General features: G+C 42.7%; 23 protein-coding genes. 3 read left to right on the top strand and 20 right to left on the bottom strand.

Features of this window, described 5'->3' with window-relative positions; genetic code table 11:
• Positions 1 to 2 precede the first annotated feature (2 nt).
• The 3 genes from BN3282_RS03745 to BN3282_RS03735 all read right to left on the bottom strand — a co-directional run bounded on the left by BN3282_RS03745 (position 3) and on the right by BN3282_RS03735 (position 3,895).
• A complete protein-coding gene (locus BN3282_RS03745) occupies positions 3 to 713 on the bottom strand; it encodes a GntR family transcriptional regulator (RefSeq protein WP_059066768.1) in 711 nt (236 codons plus the stop codon).
• A gap of 278 nt (positions 714 to 991) precedes the next feature.
• Positions 992 to 2,335: a phosphoglucosamine mutase gene (gene glmM, locus BN3282_RS03740; RefSeq protein WP_059066767.1), complete on the bottom strand. Its 1,344-nt coding sequence runs from the start codon at positions 2,333 to 2,335 to the stop codon at positions 992 to 994.
• A gap of 150 nt (positions 2,336 to 2,485) precedes the next feature.
• Positions 2,486 to 3,895: an NAD(P)/FAD-dependent oxidoreductase gene (locus tag BN3282_RS03735; RefSeq protein ID WP_059066766.1), complete on the bottom strand. Its 1,410-nt coding sequence runs from the start codon at positions 3,893 to 3,895 to the stop codon at positions 2,486 to 2,488.
• Between the two features lie 200 nt (positions 3,896 to 4,095).
• Here BN3282_RS03735 and BN3282_RS03730 point away from each other — a divergent pair, with 200 nt between their 5' ends.
• On the top strand, positions 4,096 to 4,890 hold the full coding sequence (locus BN3282_RS03730) for an HAD family hydrolase (RefSeq protein ID WP_059066765.1): 795 nt from the start codon (positions 4,096 to 4,098) through the stop codon (positions 4,888 to 4,890).
• A gap of 109 nt (positions 4,891 to 4,999) precedes the next feature.
• Here BN3282_RS03730 and BN3282_RS03725 read toward each other — a convergent pair whose 3' ends face one another.
• The 8 genes from BN3282_RS03725 to BN3282_RS03690 are packed head-to-tail and all read right to left on the bottom strand — an operon-like array spanning position 5,000 to position 10,870.
• Positions 5,000 to 5,248, bottom strand: coding sequence for an HPr family phosphocarrier protein (locus BN3282_RS03725; RefSeq protein WP_059066764.1), 249 nt, complete (start codon positions 5,246 to 5,248; stop codon positions 5,000 to 5,002).
• 4 nt (positions 5,249 to 5,252) lie between these two features.
• Positions 5,253 to 5,579 (bottom strand): PTS sugar transporter subunit IIA, encoded by a 327-nt coding sequence (locus BN3282_RS03720; protein WP_059066763.1) that lies wholly within the window; start codon positions 5,577 to 5,579, stop codon positions 5,253 to 5,255.
• Positions 5,580 to 5,591: 12 nt separating this feature from the next.
• Positions 5,592 to 5,930 (bottom strand): PTS sugar transporter subunit IIB, encoded by a 339-nt coding sequence (locus tag BN3282_RS03715; RefSeq protein WP_059066762.1) that lies wholly within the window; start codon positions 5,928 to 5,930, stop codon positions 5,592 to 5,594.
• Positions 5,931 to 5,955: 25 nt separating this feature from the next.
• Positions 5,956 to 7,251: a PTS sugar transporter subunit IIC gene (locus tag BN3282_RS03710; RefSeq protein WP_059066761.1), complete on the bottom strand. Its 1,296-nt coding sequence runs from the start codon at positions 7,249 to 7,251 to the stop codon at positions 5,956 to 5,958.
• A gap of 56 nt (positions 7,252 to 7,307) precedes the next feature.
• Positions 7,308 to 8,384, bottom strand: a complete 1,077-nt coding sequence (locus BN3282_RS03705; RefSeq protein ID WP_059066760.1) for an SIS domain-containing protein — start codon at positions 8,382 to 8,384, stop codon at positions 7,308 to 7,310.
• A gap of 12 nt (positions 8,385 to 8,396) precedes the next feature.
• The gene (locus BN3282_RS03700) at positions 8,397 to 9,107 is read right to left on the bottom strand and encodes an amidohydrolase family protein (protein WP_059066759.1); all 711 of its coding nucleotides are present in this window, start codon (positions 9,105 to 9,107) and stop codon (positions 8,397 to 8,399) included.
• Position 9,108: 1 nt separating this feature from the next.
• Positions 9,109 to 9,840 carry an amidohydrolase family protein gene (locus BN3282_RS03695; protein ID WP_059066758.1) on the bottom strand — a complete coding sequence of 244 codons (732 nt, stop codon included), beginning with the start codon at positions 9,838 to 9,840 and terminating at the stop codon, positions 9,109 to 9,111.
• 13 nt (positions 9,841 to 9,853) lie between these two features.
• The gene (locus BN3282_RS03690) at positions 9,854 to 10,870 is read right to left on the bottom strand and encodes an SIS domain-containing protein (RefSeq protein WP_059066757.1); all 1,017 of its coding nucleotides are present in this window, start codon (positions 10,868 to 10,870) and stop codon (positions 9,854 to 9,856) included.
• 237 nt (positions 10,871 to 11,107) lie between these two features.
• Here BN3282_RS03690 and BN3282_RS03685 point away from each other — a divergent pair, with 237 nt between their 5' ends.
• Entirely contained in the window at positions 11,108 to 11,872 is a 765-nt protein-coding gene (locus BN3282_RS03685; protein ID WP_059066756.1) for a DeoR/GlpR family DNA-binding transcription regulator, read from the top strand.
• 90 nt (positions 11,873 to 11,962) lie between these two features.
• On the opposite strand, the gene rpiB is transcribed toward BN3282_RS03685, so the two are convergent.
• The 8 genes from rpiB to proS all read right to left on the bottom strand — a co-directional run bounded on the left by rpiB (position 11,963) and on the right by proS (position 20,652).
• Entirely contained in the window at positions 11,963 to 12,406 is a 444-nt protein-coding gene (gene rpiB, locus BN3282_RS03680) for a ribose 5-phosphate isomerase B (protein WP_059066755.1), read from the bottom strand.
• A 53-nt stretch (positions 12,407 to 12,459) separates the two neighbouring features.
• Positions 12,460 to 13,422, bottom strand: a complete 963-nt coding sequence (locus BN3282_RS03675) for an aldo/keto reductase (RefSeq protein WP_059066754.1) — start codon at positions 13,420 to 13,422, stop codon at positions 12,460 to 12,462.
• Between the two features lie 104 nt (positions 13,423 to 13,526).
• Complete coding sequence (tuf, locus tag BN3282_RS03670) at positions 13,527 to 14,720, bottom strand: elongation factor Tu (RefSeq protein ID WP_059066753.1); 1,194 nt, start codon at positions 14,718 to 14,720, stop codon at positions 13,527 to 13,529.
• Positions 14,721 to 14,842: 122 nt separating this feature from the next.
• Positions 14,843 to 16,960, bottom strand: coding sequence for an elongation factor G (gene fusA, locus BN3282_RS03665; RefSeq protein ID WP_059066752.1), 2,118 nt, complete (start codon positions 16,958 to 16,960; stop codon positions 14,843 to 14,845).
• A 15-nt stretch (positions 16,961 to 16,975) separates the two neighbouring features.
• Positions 16,976 to 17,446: a 30S ribosomal protein S7 gene (gene rpsG, locus BN3282_RS03660; RefSeq protein WP_059066751.1), complete on the bottom strand. Its 471-nt coding sequence runs from the start codon at positions 17,444 to 17,446 to the stop codon at positions 16,976 to 16,978.
• Positions 17,447 to 17,709: 263 nt separating this feature from the next.
• Complete coding sequence (gene rpsL / locus BN3282_RS03655; protein WP_059066750.1) at positions 17,710 to 18,129, bottom strand: 30S ribosomal protein S12; 420 nt, start codon at positions 18,127 to 18,129, stop codon at positions 17,710 to 17,712.
• A gap of 163 nt (positions 18,130 to 18,292) precedes the next feature.
• Positions 18,293 to 19,207: an AEC family transporter gene (locus BN3282_RS03650; protein ID WP_059066749.1), complete on the bottom strand. Its 915-nt coding sequence runs from the start codon at positions 19,205 to 19,207 to the stop codon at positions 18,293 to 18,295.
• Positions 19,208 to 19,209: 2 nt separating this feature from the next.
• Entirely contained in the window at positions 19,210 to 20,652 is a 1,443-nt protein-coding gene (gene proS, locus BN3282_RS03645) for a proline--tRNA ligase (protein WP_059066748.1), read from the bottom strand.
• Between the two features lie 275 nt (positions 20,653 to 20,927).
• On the opposite strand from proS, the gene BN3282_RS03640 reads away from it, so the two are divergent.
• Positions 20,928 to 21,605: an RluA family pseudouridine synthase gene (locus tag BN3282_RS03640; protein WP_059066747.1), complete on the top strand. Its 678-nt coding sequence runs from the start codon at positions 20,928 to 20,930 to the stop codon at positions 21,603 to 21,605.
• 70 nt (positions 21,606 to 21,675) lie between these two features.
• On the opposite strand, the gene spoVG is transcribed toward BN3282_RS03640, so the two are convergent.
• Positions 21,676 to 21,963 (bottom strand): septation regulator SpoVG, encoded by a 288-nt coding sequence (gene spoVG, locus BN3282_RS03635; protein ID WP_059066746.1) that lies wholly within the window; start codon positions 21,961 to 21,963, stop codon positions 21,676 to 21,678.
• Positions 21,964 to 22,003: the final 40 nt, after the last annotated feature.

The following is a 22,003-nucleotide window of genomic DNA, read 5'->3' as shown; positions in this document are numbered from 1 at the left end:
TCCTATTTCAAAACACTGACAAACTGTATCTTATCCGGCCTTACCACTGCCTGCGAATAAATGACCGGCGTCTCTTGTGTACTTCCTATCTTCTGTATGAAAAACAAAGGGGCATTGTCATTTACTTCCAGATATTCCGCCTCTTCGGTCTGCGCACTGGTAATTCCGATCATCTCACTTCCATATTCTAAGTCCTTGTGGTATTGCGCCCTATAAACTTCATATATCTCTTTCTTTTCCAAATCCTCTCTTACGATCTTTGGATGTTCCTCTGCACATATCCAGTTGGTCTCAAATACAACTGGTATATCGTTAAGCAATACGATCGTCTTTGTCTCCCACACGGAACTTCCCGGTATAACTGAAAGCTGTTTTGCAATCTTCTGCGAGACTTCTTCCTTTTTTACAGATAGAATCTCCAAAGATGGATTTTGCCCTAATTTCATAAGATGTTGGTAAAAGGAATCATACCCTGTAAGACAAATTTCTATTTTCTGTTCTGCCACATAGTTTCCCATTCCTCGTATGCTATATGTTTTTCCGGCATTTTCCAAGCATTCAAAGGCATTGCGCAGAGTCACCCTATTGCAGTCAAACTCCTCGCACAATCTCCTTTCACCCGGAAATTTATCGTGGCTTTTTAAACCTTTTTCTAATATATAACACTCTATCTGTTCCATTACCTGATAAAGCGGGCTAATCCCATATTTCATCACAATTCATCTCTTTCTTATATAACTGATCTATATTTTATTCCATTATATATATTTTAAATATTTTTTATACCTGTATATATATGTCTTAATATTTTTATACCATTTATATGGTATATATTAACATGCACTTTTATATATGTCAATCAATTTCTATATATTTTGCACGAAACCAAATATATTTGTCCCCTCTCTTTTTCTTTACAGCGCAAAAAAGCAGAAGCTTGTATAACCGAATAAAGCTATACGCTCCTGCTTTTCTTTTCCTTATATCTCTTTTACGCCGTCAGACCTTGTTCTTCTATGACTTTCACGACTTGTTCTACATACTTCTCACAAATCTCGTCTGAAGCAGCTTCTACCATGACACGGATCACCGGTTCAGTTCCGCTTTCTCTTACAAGGATCCTTCCTTCGCTTCCCAATGCGGCAGATACATCTTCTACTGCCTTTTGCACCGCCGGATTCTCCCGCGCCGTCTTTTTGTCCGTCACACGTACATTTTTCAAAAGCTGCGGATAGATCTTCACTTCCTCACACAATTTAGCAAGGGACTGCTTTTTCTCCATGATCACTTCCATGATCATCAAAGAAGTCAGGATACCGTCTCCTGTCCTGGCATGTTTACTGAAAATAATATGCCCGGACTGTTCGCCGCCTAAAACAAACCCATTCTTGAGCATATTTTCATATACATATTTATCGCCGACTGCCGTCTGCTCATACTTCATACCGATCTTATCACAAGCCTTATACAATCCTAAATTTGACATAACGGTTGTAACGATCGTATCTCCTGCCAAGCGTCCCTGTTCCATTAAATACTTTCCACAGACATAGAGGACCTTATCTCCATCTACCACATTTCCATTTTCATCCACTGCGATACATCTGTCCGCGTCTCCGTCATAGGCAAATCCAACGTCTAGTTTTTTCTCTTTTACAAATGCCTGCAGGACTTCTATATGGGTAGAACCACAGTTTGTATTGATATTTGTTCCATCTGGATCATTGTTGATCACATAAGTTTTTGCTCCCAATGCATCAAATACACTCTTTGCAATACTAAAGGAACTTCCATTTGCACAGTCCAAGCCTATCCTCATATCTTTAAAAGAGCGGGTCGCAAGAGAGATCAGATACCCAATATAACGGTTTCTTCCTGCTGCGTAATCGATCGTACGTCCAATCTTTTCCTTCGTTGCCAGCGGAAGTTCTTCCCCTTCGCCGTCAATATACGCCTCTATCTGTTCTTCTACTTCAGCCTCCATCTTATGTCCCATCCGGTTGATCACCTTGATCCCGTTATCATAAAATGGATTATGGCTTGCCGATATCATCACTCCGCAGTCAAAATCTTCAGATCTTACCACATAGGAAACGCTTGGCGTCGTCGTAACATGCAGAAGATATGCGTCTGCTCCTGACGCGGTCAGACCTGCTGCCAGAGCATACTCAAACATATAGCTGCTTCTTCTTGTATCCTTGCCGATCACAACTCTCGCCTTATGCTCCTGTCCAAAATACCAGCCAAGGTAACGTCCCACCTTAAAGGCATGTTCTACTGTCAATCCTACGTTTGCTTCTCCTCTGAAGCCGTCTGTTCCAAAATATTTGCCCATTTTGTTTTCCTCTTATCTTCTTTAATCTGTAAATATCTATGCGCCTTTGCAGACAAAAATATCCGCTCCTGCCAATATCCTGCCGCTTCCGGCAAACAACTGTTTTTATTATATACTTCTTACAGAAAAGTTACAACTATTTCTTTTTTATTAACTTTTATTTCTTTTTTCTATAATCGCTCTGGCTACCTTCAGACCGTTTGCAGACGCCTGCTGTAAGCCCCTGGTGATAGAAGCTCCGTCCCCCATCGCGCGCAGTCCATGAATATTTGTTTCAAATTCTTTATTTACCAGCACCTTATTAGAATAAAATTTTACTTCTACTCCGTAAAGAAGCGTCTCGTCACTGGCAATTCCGGGCGTTACCTTATCAAGCGCCTGGATCATCTCGTCGATTGCCACCATGATCCTGTGCGGAAATACCAGGGAAAGATCTCCCGGAACCGCATCTTTTAATGTAGGTGTGATATTATTTCTGACCAGCCTTTCCTCTGTCGTTCTTCTGCCACGTCGGAAATCCCCGTATCTCTGCAGAAGGATTTTCCCGTCACAGAGCATATTGCCCAACTGGGCGATGTGCTTCCCATATTCTATAGGAGATTTAAAGGGTTCCGTAAAATTTTTTGAGACCAATAACGCAAAATTCGTATTGTTCGTTTTCATATCTTTCGATTTATACGCATGTCCGTTTACCACTGCAAGCCCGTTTTCATAATATTCCGTCGCCACTTCACCGGAAGGATTCGTACAGAATACGCGCACCTTATCGTCAAAGGTAGGTGTATAATAGACAAGTTTTGCCTCATACAGCTTCTCGTTGAGTTCTTTCATGATCTCGTCTCTGACTTCCACGCGGACTCCCACGTCAACAGTTCCGTTCTTTGTCTCTATATCATGCGCTTTACATAAATTTGCAAACCATTCTGAACCTTCTCTTCCCACACCAGATACGATTTCTGACGCATAGTATGTTTCCCCTTTGTCTGTCACGACTCCTTTCGCCGTATCACCATCGATCAAAATATCGGTTACCATTGTCCTAAATAGGATTTCTACCCCTGCGTCCAGCAGATGTTTCTGCAGTCTTGTGTAAATTTTATAACCTTCCTCTGTTCCCAAATGCCGTATAGGACATTCAATAAGCTTTAGATTCGCGCGGATCGCCTTTGTCCTTATCTCTGTTATCGCCTGTTCATCCTCTATGCCGTATACTTTTTTATCCGCTCCGAATTTCAGATAAATCTCATCCGCCTCATGGATCAATTCCGTTGCTTCTTCATAACCTAGTATCTCCGGAAGAGTTCCCCCTACATCCGGGGAAAGCGACAGTTTCCCATCTGAGAATGCTCCTGCACCGGCAAACCCTGTGGTTATGGAACATGGCTTACAGCCCACACAGACCTTTGTCTTTCTTTTGGGGCACTGTCTATCCTCGATATTTCTTCCCTTTTCTATCATCAGCACTTTCATATCCGGGCATTTTTCCTTCAGCTCATACGCGCAAAAAATCCCCGATGGTCCTGCTCCAATGATGATTACATCATATTGTTTTTCCTTCATATTTATCGCCGCCTTTCACCGGCTTTCGCCGGGATTTTTTCCCGTTATCGGGCAAAGTCCGTCCACCTGCAAGACACGTGTCACAGGATACGTAAACACTCGTAACGCTCTTATCATACCATACAAAACTACGCCCAACAAGGCTGTACAAGGCGACTTTTTTCATCTATAATAAGAAAAACAGGTAAATGGAGGTTGTAATGATCAAATTAATCGCCAGTGATTTAGATGGAACGCTTTTGCAAAATGGAGCACAAAAACTTACAGACCGTGCAGTAAGACTGATTCATGAATTAACACTCAGAGGAGTTCATTTTATCGCTGCCAGCGGAAGACAGTATGACAATGAGCGTCGTTTATTTGACGCCATCAAAGATGAGATTTCTTATATCGGTGAAAATGGCTCTCTCTGTGTCCATAATGGGCAGGTCATTTCCCGCGGTACGATAGAAGACAGCCTAGCTCTTCGTATTATGCAGGAAGTAAAAAAAGAAAACCACTTTGAGATAGCAGTCTCTCGTGAAGATGCCTGTTTCATCGAAAACAATAATCCAGACTTTGTAAATCATATCGTCCATGTGATGCGCAATACCACCCAAATTGTCGATGACGTCACAAAACTCGACGGTCCTATACTTAAGATTGCTATCTGCAACATGATAGACGGTCCTCACATTGTAGACAAATATCTGAAGTATTTAAAAGATATGTTCTGTTCTGAAATCAATGTTGTCACTTCCGGTAATATCTGGATCGACTTCATCGCCCCCGGCGCCAACAAGGGAAGCGCGCTGCAAAAACTGATCGACTTACTTGGCATTGCTCCTGAAGAATGTGTCGCATTCGGGGATCAATATAATGATGTAGAAATGCTGCAGCTTGCAGGAACCAGCTATGCTATGTCCAATGCTGCGCCCGGCATTTCCTATTATGCCGATTATGTCACAGATTCTGTAGAGGATGTATTAGAAGACATACTCGCTGATCTCCCGTAAAAACAACGCCTTTATCTGCGCACGGCAAAGAGGATAGAACTCCCCCGTTCAAACAGGTGGAAGCCTATCCTCTTTTTATTCTCTGTCATTTTAAAAATCAACAGTACGCTTAAGAAAAATACTTCTCTAATTCCTGGATCGCCTTTTCCTCATCTGCCCCCTCTGCCCGGACAATGATTTCATCTCCATAGACGATGCATGCCCCCAAAATAGCCATGATACTGCCTGCCGATACGATCTTTTCATCCTTTTCCAACGTAATGGCAGATAAAAATCCTTTTGTCAATTTGATCAATTGTACCGCCGGACGGGCATGTAATCCTTCTTTAAATTTAATTTTTACTTTTATCTGTTGCATATTCTTATTCCTTTCCAGAAAGCCGTGCATTTACGACGCTTTGCAGCAGATCATGTTCCGATGTCGATACCATGGTCATATCCATTGCATGCAGCAATAACATAGAAAAAGGAATCTCTACTCCGTTATTTTGAGGACTCATCAATTTTTCAAACTGAATCCGATGTGCTTCTGCGAGCATTTCCTGTGCTTCTTCTAATTTCTTCTGTGCCGTCTCATAGTTTTCTCCGTTTATTTCGTCCAGCGCCTCAAATACTTTCGATCTCCCCTCTCCCGCATTAGCAATCATTTCCATGCATATATCATTTAATTCATCCATTTCCATTTTCATGTCACTTGCCTCCTACTCTTCTTTGGAGTTATCCAACATTTCAAGCATCATATCCAGCACAGCTTCTCCTTTAGCTAATCCGTATTCACGCATAGGAATCAGCATAAACGGCAGATCTGGATATCCCTTCTCCGCGGCAAATTTCTGAATAGCTTTCATTTGTCCTTTTACCTGCGGCGCGATCAACACAATATCAATCCCTCCAAAATCAAATGTGCGATAACGTAAACTTGCCGAGCAGCTCACATCCAGATCAATTTCCTTTCCACCCGCTACTTTTCTTAACGCCTCTACCATCATACTGGATGACATTGCGGAAGCACAAAGAATAACTGCTTTTATTTTTCTCATCGTTTTCCCTCCTGCAGTGTATTGCTTATGATTCTTTTTGCTTTAAAGTTTCCTGTTCTTCTATAATACAACGTTTTTCATACAATTTGGCAAACGGATACCAGATAATCACCATCAATACAATTAAAATTGCCTGTGCTACTACATTGCGCCAATCTCCGCCTGTGGAAAGATATGGCTGTAAAAGAGGCGGCGTTGTCCATGGGATCTGTACATATGCCGGACTCACCCATCCAAGAACTGTCAGAACATAGCCATACATGGTTCCCAGCAAAGAGGTTAAAAATACAAATGGTACAAACATCAATGGATTTAACACGATCGGTACACCGAACATAACCGGCTCATTTACACAAAAGATGCCAGGAATAAGAGAAAGTCTAGCCACTTCCCGCAAATGCGAGGATCTTGACCGCAGCCATAAGACGATCAGTGATAAAGTCATTCCTGTTCCTCCGATCATGGTCCAGCTATAAATAAATGGCTCTGTCAAAATGTGTGCCATTTCTTCCCCTGCCGCTACAGCTGCTGCATTGTCTGCAATATTCGTCAACAAAAACGGATACATAACACCCCATACCGTAAAGGAACCTCCATGGATCCCTACAAACCAGAGCAGCTGCAGCAATAAAGCGCAGATAAATGCTGCGTACCAGGTATCTGTAACTGCTAATAATGGAGATACGATCGCATTTAAGACCGAATTCAGATCAAACTTAAGGACAACTCTTAAAAGCCAGAAAAACACCAGCAATATTGCCATAGGCAGAAGCGACGCAAAACTTTGTGAAATACCTTCCGGCACTGATTTTGGCAGCTTAATGATGATATTATGCTTATAGGCAAAATGCATAAATTCCACGACAACAATAGCTACAATAAACAGAGTGAACATCCCTTTCGCAGAAAAACCTGCCACTTCCAGTGTTCCTTTTTCCAGATTCACCGGAGCTACTGTAATGACATAACCTGCCACTGTCACAATACTCACGATCGTCGTATCCAACTCTTCATACATTCTGGACAATTCTGCCCCAAGGGAAATAGCCAGGTATAATGTCATAAAATTCATTGTCATCGTATAAAGTACATTCAATTTGTCGGCAAAAGGAGCCATTGCATTCGCCCAGGATTCTACAGGCAGGCTTGTTAGGATCAATGGAAGCGAACCTATAATAATAAGCGGGATCGTACGGATCAATGCAGCGCGGATAGCCGCGAAATGCCTTTGATTTCCCATTGCCACAAGGGGCGGCGCAATATATTTTTCTATCCACCCACTAAATTTATCCATCGTTGCTTCAAATTTATTTGTTTTCATATATTTCCCTCCTTCGAATGAAACTCCCATATACATTCTTACTTTATCTCACAGGGCTACATGCGGGTATGAACGATTTCAGTAAAATCATTATGTGCATCTCTGTTTGGGTCTTTTCCCTCTTGTTCCGGTATCCATACGGCAAATACTTGCATTGCCAGTGTTAAAACAAGAATCGATTGTGTAAGCGGATAGTGCGAAAGACAAAGTCTGTTTTCCCCTTCCGCTGGTACAGATCCCGCATCCAGCATGACCACAAGATCACTTGCTCTTTCTAAATACGCAAAGGTCTCTTCTGTCAGCTTCTTCAGCGGATGATCGGTCTGCAGAAGGAAAATCGCGCTGTCTTTTCTGATCGCGCGGTGCATGCCGTGTGAAAATTCTACAATATCGTTAAACATAGTCGGGATACACATCGTTTCCATCAATTTTAGCTGTCCTTCCAATGCTGTTCCGAAATTCATTCCATATCCCAGCACATATAGCTCTTTCAGCTTTTTCGCAGCTATGTTCTTTTCGCACCAATTGCAGATCCGCTCTACTGTTTGCGGAATCTCACTGATCTGTTTCTGCAATTCCCGCATAACCTCTTTTTCAAATGCATCTTCTATGTTTCCTTTTTCTCTGCCAATTCCAAGCGCCAACATAAGAAGCAGTACTAGTGTAGCACTATAACCTTTTGTCTTTGCATTGCTTTTTTCTCCTGCACACGCTAAAAACAGCACATCATCCACTTCTTTTGTAAGTATCGATTCTGCCGCATCTGTAATGCCAAGTGTAGCGATTCCTCTTTCCCTGGCGAGACGCAGTGCATCTATCACTCCAGAACTGGTACCTGTCTGACTGATCGCCGCTACTAACGTTTTATCCCGTTCTTCTTTCCATACCGCAGAAGTATTATACATAAAATTTGCCGGTGTATATACATATACCCGTATCCCGCTGTATTTCATCATAAAATCAGATACTGCTACCGCAGCATTATAAGAACTGCCGTGCGCTACAAAGTAGATAGAATCCAGTTTTTTTCCTATCTTCACGGCATATTGCCGAATTTTTTCCGACTCCATCACCCTCGTCAACACTTTCGGTTCTTCCAATATGTACTGCCACATAATGCTTTTTTTATTCATTTCTGTTCCTTCCTATAATCCCAGCATTTTCTCTGCATTGCCGCCCAGCATCATTTCTAAATGCTCTGGATTCTGACAAATATATCGGATCTTCTCTATCTCTTGTATCTCATCTCCAAAAGGCGCATCTGATGAATATAAAACTTTTTCCGGCCCGGCTATCTCATAGGCCATTTTGATCACAGGAACATAAGAACCACATGTACTCACATAAAAATTCGGAATATCCCTTGCCAGTTCGCAGGCTCTCTCATACATCATGGGAACTCCTATGTGGTACAACACGACTGGGACATCTGGATAACTTTTCGCCATCTCCGCCCATTTATCTGGAATGGAGAACATATCTGACTGTCCGTGAGCCACAACACATTTCTTATATTTCCTGCACAGATCAAAATACGGATCCAGTACACTGTGCCGATCTGCACTATATCCAAAACGTATCGCATTGAGCTTCAATCCATAAAAATGATACTCTTTAAAACATTTTTCCAACTGTTCTTCTCCGTCTATATCCCAAGGATTGATCACTGCAAAACCAAGCGTACGTTCCGGATACTTTCTGCAACATTCATCAATATATTCGTTATTTACTGTTTCTAACTGCGAACAGATCATGCACTTATCCACACCGGATCGATCCATGATCTCCAAGAGAGATTCTACTTTATAATCCTCTCCTTTTTTCACGCCTATATGGGCCAGCATATCAATGATCATCTTATTCCCCTCCTCCCATTCTAAAAATCCTTGCCGCATTTTTCCAAAGCACTTTTTCTTCTCCGTTATCGAATTTCTTCGCTGCCTTCCTTACTTTCAGTAATTCCAATTCATAATACCCTGCATCTGGTGTTCCTGTTCCTAAAAGGACTTGGTCAATCCCAGCTGTTTTCATCGCGCGATATGTATTAAAATCCATGCTCGATGATGTTTCCAAATATATATTTTTATGCTTTCTGGCCACTTCCACCGCACTGGCATTGTCATACTGAAGCCCCATGCGCCCCATAATAAAATCTACATCCTCATAATCCTCTGCGATTTGTCCAAAAAAGACCGGACTGCAAAATACTTCCGCAGCGCCATAGCACCACACGACTCCATGATATTTTCTGCATATATCTAATAGAGGATAAAATACCTCATGTTCACAGAGCATATATCCATGGCGAAGCGGATTCATATAAAGTCCTTTAAACCCCTTATCCCGCAATGCTTCTTCTAATTTTGCAGGGCTGTCATCCTTCCAGGGGTTTACTGTATAGAGTCCGATAAATCTTTCCGGATAACAGGTAATAGCTTGATATACCGACTCATTGTCCTCACTTTCTGCATAACTATTGATGACTGCTTTATCGATTCCCGCGCTGTCCATTTCCTTTAATAAAGATTCCGCTGTAATTTCTGACTTGAATCTATGCTTCCCTATAATATTTGACACGTCTATGATCAATTTTTCTCCCTCCTTAGTGATCCTTGATCCAATCTGGCCCCAATAACATTCCAAGCATTGTTTCCGCAGCTACACTTTCGATAAGTGGCATGAGAGATTCTCGTACCCTAGGAAGTTTAACGACAAATACGCCTTCTTCTGCCTCTACATCTGACGCAGTATACAGCATAACCTTTCCTCCATGCTCTAGAATGAAGCGGAACATCTTTTCTTCCTTTGTCCCTTTTTCAAATGTCGGAAAGAACATCTGCGCAAGGTACACCTCTCCTAGCTTTGCACTATGATATTGTCCGTGGGCATAGTCCGCACATTCCCAGACAGCTGTACAATTATGCAGCCCTTCTCTGTATGCTAAAGAAAGCTGGCGTGCTGTCGCCAGGGAGGCATTATTCGCTAACAGATCAAAAAGTTGTATCCCCTGGGCAAACGTATACATTGCTTCTGTATTTTCTCTCCAGTTTTTTACCCAGTCTTTTATCCAGTCAGCACACAGCTGTATTTCCTTTTCAAACACAGTATCGTCTTCTCCCACAAGCCGATGCGCCAAAATGTTCAAAATCAGCATTGTAAATTCATATGTCTTATTTGTGATGGAAACTTCTTTTTCCGCACGGATCGGTAAACTTATATCTGCAAGCGTACTCAACTTACTGCCTTCATTATTATAAATACCTACCACTGTCGTTACTTTTTTTGCTTTTTCTACTAATTCTATTACTTCTGCTGAATTTCCCGACTGGGAGATTGCAATGATCATCGTTTCACTGTCAATATGTCGAAATTGAAATCTTGACAGTTCAAAAGAACTAAATGACAATGCCGGAATTCCTTTTTCTGTCAGGTAGCTCCGTATACAGTCCACTGCATACAGCGAACTTCCCATGCCCGTAAGAATAATCCGTTTCATTCCTTTCTCTTTAAATATGTTGACAACCTCTTCGATCTTCTTTGCACCTGCTTGACAGTAGAAGCCATAAACTTCAGGAAATAATTTCCCCTGCGTACACACCTCGTCAATAAAACCATTCATCTTACCTCCTCCTTTTTCCCTTATAGGTTTCTTTACGTTCGTTTATGTTTTATTTATACCATTTTCAAACCTACAAGTCAATATTTTTATGTATTTTCACTATATTTATTACATATATCAAACATTTTATGTGCATTTTATCACTTTTATTGTTCTTTTTGGTTTCAAATTATTGTTTTTTATTTAAAGCTATGATACAATATACAAAAATAAGTAGGGGTAAAGGAGAATTATAGTATGATTCAAAACGAACGTCTGGAACGGATAATGGATCTTCTTCAGAAAGAAAAGACAGTCAGCGTAATTCAGCTAAGCGAATTGCTTCAAGTTACTCCTAAAACCGTGCGTCTGGATCTAAAAAAACTGGAGAAGGCAAATGTTTTACAAAGAGTACATGGAGGGGCCATTTTATGTACACAAAAGGCCGCTTCTTTTCCCATATATTCTCACCGGGAAAAATATGTCGAAGAGAAAAGAAAGATTGCCAAAAAAGCTTTTTCTCTTTTAAAAGAATACGATATCATACTATTAGACGATGGAAGTACTTCCTTAGAATTAGCCCGTCTGCTTGGAGATTTTAAGATCACTGTTCTGACAAATGATATACTCATTATCAATGAATTAATGTATAAACCAAACGTCACCGTGTACGTCATTGGCGGCGTCCTTAAGAGAGATGGCGAGTCCTTTGTTGTCAACGGAGAAGATTCCATCCAGTTTATCAAAAAATACCGGGTAAATAAGCTTTTTCTCGGAATAAGCACCATTGACATCGAAAATGGACTGATGATCTTTTATTATGGAGACCGTTCTACAAAACGAGCTTTCATGGCAGCAGCAGATGAGGTGATCTGTATGGCTGATCATTCCAAATTTAATCATACTGCTTTTACACGTATTGCCAGTGTAGGCGAGATCAATACTATTATCACCGATTCTGTTCTTCCTAAAGAAGAAGAGAAAAAATACCACAATCTGGGGGTTCGTATTATCTATACTTAGTCCACTACACAACAACAGGTATCGCACGGCAGCCAGTATATTTTGCTGCATGCGATACCTGTTGTTTTTTTGTCTTTTTAATTTTTTTCTTTACTCTTCCTTCTCAATATCCATGATCATATCTACTCTTCTCTGATGACGTCCGCCTTCAAATTCTGTATTCAGCCAGGTATCCACGATCATTTTGGCAAGCTCTGCCCCTACCACTCTTGCGCCAAATGCAAGTATATTGCAATTATTGTGTGCTCTTGACATTTTCGCCGTAAATGGCTCGCTGCATACTGCCGCGCGGATCCCTTTGACTTTATTTGCTGCCAAGGAAATGCCAAGTCCTGTGCCGCAGATCAGGATTCCAAACTCTACTTCCTTTGCCGCAACTGCACGGGCAACCATTTCTCCATATTTAGGATAGTCGCAGCTTTCCGTTGAGTTTGTCCCGAAATCAACGACCTCATGTCCCTTTTCTTCCAAAAAACTGATAATTTCTGCCTTTAATTCCAACGCTGAATGATCATTTCCAATCCCTATCTTCATCTTTTTTATCCTCCTTTATGACCTGCCTTTTCAGGCGTTTCTCTTTCTTCATCTTATTCCAACACATAATCTTCCTTTGCAAACGAGATATCAAATGTTTTGCAGGCTTCCCGTAGGCTTTCCACACCTCGTGGTCCATATAACGGCAGGCAGGCAAACTCTTGACATGTAAAAAATCCAAGTACTGCCTGTGTCGCTGTCACTTGATATTTTTCCATGATATGCTTGATTTGCCCGGCCATCCGCACATTGCCTTCTGTATAATAGGGAGAATCTTTTACCGACTGTTCTCCTTCTTCCAACAGCTTATTGAAAAAGCCGCCGCATACTCCCATATAAGGCATAGCAAGATTTCTTGGGTTTTTTTCATGATACTTCTGCATAGGCGTATCGATCGAAAGCATCGTGTCATCTGCCAATGGCTTCATATATGCATATCCTACGTTGTACAGCGCCTGATTCGATACAAAGCCTCTATACGCCTTTTCCCGGCAATACTTGTCGGCAGCCTCCATTCTCTTCGTAGTCCAATTAGAACATGCATAGTAACGGATCTTTCCTTCTTTTACAAACCCTTCCATCGTCTCGATCAGTTCCTCTGCCGGGATCGACTCATTATCTCTATGATAAAAGTAAATATCAATATGGTCTGTACGCAATGTTTTTAAGGACAAATCCACATCCCTTCGCATTTCTTCTCTCGAAACTCTGCTTTTATGTCTGTCAGGAGAACTGCAAGTCATATCAGGATGCCCGCCTTTCGTAATGACGATCATCTGCTCACGCTTTTTACTGCGGGCGATCCAGTCTCCCAACACTCTTTCACTCCTCCCAATCTCCGGCGGTATCCAGTCAGAATAGACTCTTGCGGTATCATACACGTTTCCCCCCATATCCAGGAAAGCATCAAAGAGGTAATCGGCTTCCTTTTTATCCCACTTCAACCCTGCATTCACACACCCAAATCCGATCGGAGAAAGTTCTAATTCCGTATCTGGTATTCTTATTTTCTCCATTCTTTTGCTCCTTCTAAAAAAGCAGCCGTCTCAAGTCATAAAACTTAAAACGGCTGCTTATTATGATCTCAATTATTCAGTTTCAGTATAAGATCTTCTGCAGATTATTCAATAATCTTAGCAACCTTACCTGATCCAACTGTACGTCCACCTTCACGGATAGCGAATCCAAGACCCTCTTCCATAGCTACTGGGTGAATCAGTTCAACTGTCATTTCTACGTTATCTCCAGGCATGCACATTTCGATTCCTGCAGGCAGTTCACAAACACCTGTTACGTCTGTTGTTCTGAAGTAGAACTGTGGACGATAGTTATTGAAGAATGGTGTATGACGTCCACCTTCATCTTTTGTCAGTACGTAAACCTGGCATGTAAATTTCTTATGGCATGTTACTGTACCTGGTTTGATCAGTACCTGTCCTCTTTCGATCTCTGTTCTCTGAATACCACGAAGCAAAGCACCAATGTTGTCACCAGCCTGTGCTTCATCGAGCAGTTTACGGAACATTTCGATACCTGTTACAACTGTCTTTCTAACGTCTTCATGTACACCGATGATTTCAACTTCATCAGATACGTGAAGTGTACCACGCTCTACTCTACCTGTTGCAACTGTACCACGTCCTGTGATAGAGAATACGTCCTCTACAGGCATCAGGAACGGCTTGTCTGTATCACGCTGTGGGTCTGGGATCCACTCGTCAACAGCGTCCATAAGTTCCATGATCTTGTCGCCCCATTCTCCGTCTGGATCTTCCAGAGCTTTCAGAGCTGATCCCTGGATGATCGGTGTGTCATCTCCCGGGAATTCATATTCGTTCAGAAGTTCACGAATTTCCATTTCTACTAATTCAAGCAGTTCTTCATCATCTACCATATCGCATTTGTTCATGAATACTACGATATATGGTACACCTACCTGACGGGACAGAAGGATGTGCTCTTTTGTCTGAGCCATAACACCGTCAGTAGCAGCTACAACAAGGATAGCTCCATCCATCTGTGCAGCACCTGTGATCATGTTCTTTACATAGTCAGCATGTCCTGGGCAGTCAACGTGTGCGTAGTGACGTTTTGCTGTCTCATACTCAACGTGAGCTGTAGAAATTGTAATTCCACGTTCTCTTTCTTCTGGAGCTTTGTCGATGTTCTCGAAATCAACTGCTGCATTACCATCTACTCTGTGAGCAAGTGTTTTTGTAATAGCAGCTGTCAGAGTTGTTTTACCATGGTCAACGTGGCCGATGGTACCAATATTAGCATGTGGTTTTGTTCTTTCAAATTTAGCTTTTGCCATTTTGAATATCCTCCTTCATTATATCACCCGATTACGGGTATTTTACTTATTTTTTCGCTTTTACTCGGCTAACTTTGATTATATTTCAAAGCCAGCCGTTTTTCAACCCTTTTGTTAGGATTTTACGCATTTTTGTTGGATAATACTTTCTCCTGTACAGACTTCGGTACCGGCTCATATTTTTCAAAGAACATAGAGTAGTTACCACGTCCCTGTGTTCTGGAACGAAGATCTGTAGAATACCCGAACATCTCGGAAAGCGGAACGTACGCACGTACGATCTTGCCGCCGCCCAGATCATCCATACCTTCAATACGTCCACGGCGAGAGTTGATATCGCCGATAACATCTCCCATATATTCTTCCGGCATTGTTACTTCTACCTTCATGATAGGCTCAAGCAGTACCGGAGTGCCTTTCTTCATGGCATCCTTGAAAGCAAGGGAACCTGCGATATGGAACGCCATCTCACTGGAATCGACTTCATGGTAAGAACCGTCGTATACCGTCGCATGCACGCCTACTACCGGGAATCCGCCGAGAAGACCTGATTTCATAGCTTCTTCAATACCTTCTCCTACTGCCGGGATATATTCCTTCGGAATCGCGCCTCCGACTACGCTAGATTCAAACTTATATGTCTCTTCCCCATTGACATCCATAGGTTCAAATTTCACTTTACAGTGTCCATACTGTCCACGTCCACCAGACTGTTTTGCATACTTACTATCCACATCTACAGCCTTTGTAATGGACTCTTTGTAAGCAACCTGCGGCGCGCCTACATTAGCCTCCACTTTGAATTCACGCAGAAGTCTGTCTACGATGATCTCAAGATGAAGTTCACCCATACCTGCGATGATCGTCTGACCAGTTTCCTGATCTGTATGAGCACGGAATGTTGGATCCTCTTCTGCAAGTTTTGCAAGAGACTCTCCGAGTTTTCCCTGTGAAGCTTTTGTTTTTGGCTCGATGGCGAGCTCGATAACCGGCTCCGGGAACTCCATAGACTCAAGAATTACCGGGTGCTGCTCATCACAAATCGTATCACCTGTTGTTGTGAACTTAAAACCGATCGCTGCCGCAATATCACCTGAGTATACTTTGTCAAGTTCCTGTCTCTTATTCGCGTGCATCTGCAAGATACGTCCAACACGCTCTTTTTTGCCCTTTGTAGCATTCAGTACGTAAGAACCGGAGTTCATTGTTCCTGAATACACACGGAAGTAAGCAAGCTTACCTACGAATGGGTCTGTCATGATCTTAAATGCCAGTGCGGAGAACGGCTCTTCATCAGAAGAATGTCTCACCACTTCGTTACCGTCCATGTCAACGCCCTGAATAGCCGGTACGTCAACTGGTGACGGCATATATTCAATAACCGCATCCAGCAGCTTTTGAACGCCCTTGTTTCTGTATGCTGTTCCGCAGCAAACCGGAACTGCCGTACACTCGCAAGTTGCTTTTCTCAGCGCCGCTTTCAATTCTTCTGTGGAAGGTTCTTCTCCTTCCAGATAAGCCATCATTAAATCGTCATCCAGCTCACAGATTTTTTCTACCAGCTCTGTATGGTATAATTCTGCTTCGTCCTGCATCTCTTCCGGAACGTCAATGATAGAAATATCATCGCCCTTATCATCATTGTAGATGTAGGCTTTCATTTCAAACAGGTCGATAATACCCTTGAAATCGTCTTCTTTTCCGATCGGGAGCTGAATACAGATGGCATTCTTTCCTAATCTTGTTTTGATCTGTTCTACAGCACCGTAGAAGTTCGCACCTAAAATGTCCATCTTATTGATGAAAGCCATTCTCGGTACATTGTATGTGTCAGCCTGACGCCATACATTTTCTGACTGAGGCTCTACTCCACCTTTGGCACAAAATACACCTACTGCACCATCCAATACGCGGAGTGAACGCTCTACTTCAACTGTAAAGTCAACGTGTCCAGGTGTATCAATGATATTGATACGGTGCTCCAGGGCCCCTTCTTTTGGCTTGCAGTTTTCCTGCAATGTCCAATGACATGTTGTAGCTGCTGAAGTAATCGTGATACCTCTTTCCTGCTCCTGAGCCATCCAGTCCATGGTAGCAGTACCTTCATGAGTATCACCAATTTTATGGTTGATACCAGTGTAGTAAAGAATACGTTCTGTTGTCGTAGTCTTACCCGCATCGATATGAGCCATAATACCAATATTTCTGGTTCTCTCTAATGGATAATCTCTTCCAGCCAAGGTTTTTTCCTCCTATTAGAAACGATAGTGAGCAAACGCCTTGTTTGCTTCCGCCATCTTATGCATATCTTCTTTCTTCTTTACAGATGCGCCTGTATTGTTAGCGGCATCCAAAATTTCATTTGCCAATCTTTCTTCCATTGTCTTTTCTCCTCTGTTGCGGGAGTACAATGTAAGCCAGCGAAGTGCCAGAGCCTGTCTTCTGTCTGCTCTTACTTCGATCGGCACCTGATAAGTTGCACCACCGATACGTCTTGCCTTAACTTCCAGTACAGGCATGATATTGTTCATTGCTTCCTCGAACACCTCGATGGCTGGCTTTTCAGCCTTTGCTTCTACTCTTTCAAACGCTCCGTATACAATCTTCTGTGCTACACCTTTCTTACCGTCCAACATGATATTGTTGATCAGTTTTGTAACCACTTTATTGTTGTATATCGGATCTGCTAATACATCTCTTTTTTGAGTATGTCCTTTACGTGGCACGGTCCTTCCCTCCTTAATCATTATTTCCGGTCTTTGCCGGGATTAATTCATCGGTACTCACATGTGTCTCTCTATGGAATCGCATAGCATGTGCTCGTGGCCGCGGGACTATCTATTTAAGTGTTCCACTTAAAATCCGCAACCAATGCCTGCTTGTCTTTGTCAAACAGCAGGGTATACTTACCGGATACAAATGTTATCCGTTAAGCTACGATAATCATAGTTCTGTTTGTGATACGATATTTAACACTTTAGTTACATCTTTATTTTGCGTCTTTTGGTCTCTTAGCGCCGTATTTGGAACGAGCCTGTCTTCTCTTTGCAACACCTGCTGTATCCAGAGTACCTCTTACGATATGGTATCTTGTACCTGGCAGGTCTTTTACTCTTCCTCCACGAATAAGAACAACGCTATGCTCCTGAAGGTTGTGACCTTCACCTGGGATATAGCTTGTCACTTCGATTCCATTAGAAAGACGAACTCTGGCGATCTTTCTCAGAGCTGAGTTAGGCTTCTTAGGTGTCGCTGTCTTAACAGCAGTACATACACCTCTTTTCTGCGGTGCAGATGTGTCTGTCGCACGCTTTTTCAGAGAGTTGTATCCTTTCTGAAGTGCCGGTGCTGTAGATTTCTTTTCTGAAGTCTGACGTCCTTTTCTAACTAACTGGTTAAATGTTGGCATTCTTTTCACCTCCTATGATACATTCATCTGCTCTGGGCTTATGCCTCAGAGTGGCTGCGGATAATCTTTATTATCCTTTCCGCACACGAAAATAACGGCATTTTCATGCACGCTAAATTAGTTTATTACGTTTTCCCCAAAAAGTCAAGGGCTTTATACTTTTTTATCCCAATAACAAACTCCAGACCGGTAATGTGAAAAGTGAAAGCACGGTCGTAACAAATATCATTCCCGTCGCATAAGTCTCGTCTCCGTTATATTTAGAAGATAAAAGCGCTGTTGTCACCGGCGCTGGCATCCCGGATATAAGCACCGTGATCCCCCGTAAAATCGCCGGAATAGGCAACCAGGCAGTGACTGCAAATACTATTGCCGGTATAACGATCAGACGGACAGATACATAATACAACATGGTCTTATCCCAGATTCCCTCCGGCTTCATCTCACACAGCATCATGCCTACAAGCATCATACTAAGCGGCGTATTGCAGGCACTGATGCCTTCGATCGTAGTATCCAGAAATACCGGAAAGTCTATTCCCGAAACCATCACAGCCAGCCCAAGATAAATGGCGACAATACAAGGATGTGTAAGCACTTTTTTCAGCACGTCTCCGAGCCGTATCTTGTCCCGCAGAAAGCAGGAAATCCCAACACTCCACATCACGATCCGCATAGGCAGCATGAAGACAGACGCATAAAAAAGCCCTTGCATCCCATAGACCCCTTCTACTACAGGGTTCCCTAAGAAGCCGCCGTTAGATACGATCGTACCATAACGAAGAGGCTTTTGCCTGTCAGATCGTGTTTTCCTATAACTAAAAAAACTAACTGCCATCGACAGGATATTATATCCTATCGAAAGCAGCAGTACTTCTGCAAACTTTGCCAGCATCGTCCACTCCCATTCTATCTGGAAAGAATGAAACGTGTTAAACGGCAGTGTCACGTACAGACAAAAGTCAACGAGTTCTTTTCTTGTTGTACTCCCGACGATATTCTTTCTTCTGACAAGAAAACCTATCCCCACCAGAAGAAACATCATCAGCTGCATATTTACCATATTATAAAATGCCATGATTAATATGCCTTACCCCAATACACCATATGTTTTGCCGGTTTTTTACAGCAGACACACACATCGGAAAGATGTTCTTCTTTCTCCGGGATACAGCGGGAAGTCACACCGCCTGTCTGCTCCTTGATCGCCTCCTCGCAAGCTTCGTCTCCGCACCACATTGCTTTGATAAATCCGGTTTCTTCTTGTGCTGTCTTTACCATGTCTTCCATGGTCAGTGCTGTATGGATATGAGAATCCAAGAATGCCTTTGCTTTCTGGTACATATCCTTCTGGATCGTCTCCAAGATCTCCGTTAGCCGTGTGCTGATCTCCTCCATGGATACGACGATCTTTTCTCTTGTGTCACGGCGCACGACAACAACCTGCTTCTGTTCAATATCTTTTGGCCCGATCTCGATACGTGTCGGGATCCCCAGCATTTCTTGCTCACTGAATTTCCATCCCGGGCTCTTCTCTGTCTTATCAATCTGAACTCTATATCCTGCAGCCTTTAAACTAGCCAGTAGTTCTTCTGCTTTTTCAAGGACTCCTTCTTTATGCTGCGCGATCGGAACAACCCTTGTCTGTACCGGCGCAATATGCGGAGGAAGCACCAGACCGCTGTCATCCCCATGTACCATGATTATGGCACCGATGATCCTGGTAGAAAGTCCCCAAGATGTCTCATACACGCTGTGAAGTTCATTATTTTTATCAGAATATTTAATATCAAAAGCGTCTGCAAATGCGTTGCCAAAGAAATGACTCGTTCCTGACTGCAGTGCCTTTCCATCATGCATAAGCGCCTCTATCGTATACGTATCCTGCGCGCCGGCGAACTTTTCACTAGGCGTCTTTTTCCCTGTAACTAGTGGGATAGCCAGATCTTCTTCCACGAAATTTTTATAAATATCCCGCATCAGAAGTGTCCTCTCCTCTGCTTCTTCATACGTAGCATGGATCGTATGTCCTTCCTGCCACAAAAACTCTCTGGAACGTAAGAAAGGTCTTGTTGTCTTTTCCCATCGTAAGACAGAACACCATTGATTCCAGACTTTCGGAAGATCACGATAAGACTGCACTGTCTTGCTCCACACATCACAGAACAGTGTTTCCGACGTCGGACGAATGCAGAATCGTTCCTGCAGTTCTTCCATTCCGCCATGTGTGACCCACGCCACCTCTGGGGCAAAGCCTTCTATATGGTCTTTTTCTTTCTGCAGCAGGCTCTCCGGGATCAAAACCGGAAGATATACGTTCTCCACGCCCGTTTCTTTAAACCTCTTATCCAGATTAGACTGGATATTCTCCCAGATCGCATATCCGTTCGGAAGATAATTTAAACATCCTTTTACACCCGAATAATCACACAATTTTGCTTCTCTTACCACATCCGTATACCATTGTGCGAAATCTTCGTCTCTTGCGGTGATCGACTCTACCAGTTTCTTTTCCTTTGCCATGCTGTTTTTCTCCTTTTCCTCATCATTTTCTACAACAAAATCGCCGGGACTTCCCCTCCCCGCCAGGGGACCGGAACTCTCGGCGGTATGATTTACATATACAAAGCCTCTTCTTCGCCGGCTGTACCTGTGATTTTACTTGAAATCACACGGATTGTCAACCTTATTGTCTATACTGCGCGTCAGCACTTGACCTTTCATTTCTTTTATACGATAATCATTTTGACACAATTTTAGAGAGAATTCCAAGAATCTGTTCCAAAAGGAGAATTTCTATGAATCTTGATATTTTATTCGAAGATCCGCACATTCTTGTATGCTTAAAACCTGCCGGTATTCCTGTACAGAGCCGCTCTCTTTCACAGCCCGATCTTGTCAGTCTGCTAAAAAACCATCTTTCCGTGCAGACCCATGGCAAGAGGCCCCCTTATCTGGCCGTCATCCATCGTCTGGATCAGCCCGTGGAAGGTATTCTTGTCTTTGCCAAAACAGCTGATGCCGCAAAGAAACTAAACCAACAGCTGCAGACAAAAAGATTCGGAAAGTATTACCGCGCGCTTTTGAGCAGGACACCGGATATTTTAGAAGCCGATCTAATCAATCCTATGATAAAGGACGGACGCACTAATACTTCTCGCATCTGTACACCTGATACACCAGGTGCAAAATCTGCTCGTCTCCACTATAAGATCCTGCAAAAAAACGGCGGCCTGGCAATTGCAGAAATACAGCTTGACACAGGCAGACATCACCAAATCCGAGTACAAATGGCACACATAGGCTGCCCTATCGTCGGAGACAGAAAATATGGCAATATATCCTCCTTGCAGGAAGCGCCGCTTTTTCTCTGTCAACAAGGATTGCAGCTGTTTGCCTATCGACTGGAGTTCACTCACCCTTACACGCAAAAAACGCTTTGTTTTCAAATCGACAGGCTGAACCGCCTGCCCTGATTTCAAAAAAAGACTGCCGATGCTCCTATCAGACACCGACAGTCTTTCTTCTATTTTGTATATTTTGTATTTACATTTCCCCTACAACCACTTCGGGCTCTTCTTCCAGAGATTCTGTATACTTTTCCAATATCGTTCTCTGAATACGCTCTCTTGTTCCCGAATTGATCGGATGGGCAATATCTCTGTATTCACCGTCCAATGCCTTTTTGCTCGGCATAGCGATAAATAATCCTTTCTCCCCCTCTATCACCTTAATGTCATGAACAACAAATTCATCATCGATCGTGATAGAAACGACTGCTTTGAGTTTTCCTTCCTTTGCCACCTTGCGTACGCGCACATCTGTTATCTGCATACCTCTCAAGTCTCCTTTCTCTGCCTGCATTAATGCTGAA

The sequence above is a fragment of the Mediterraneibacter massiliensis genome (genome assembly GCF_001487105.1).
GTDB lineage: Bacteria > Bacillota > Clostridia > Lachnospirales > Lachnospiraceae > Mediterraneibacter > Mediterraneibacter massiliensis.
This window is presented reverse-complemented; position numbering and strand designations above follow the sequence as displayed.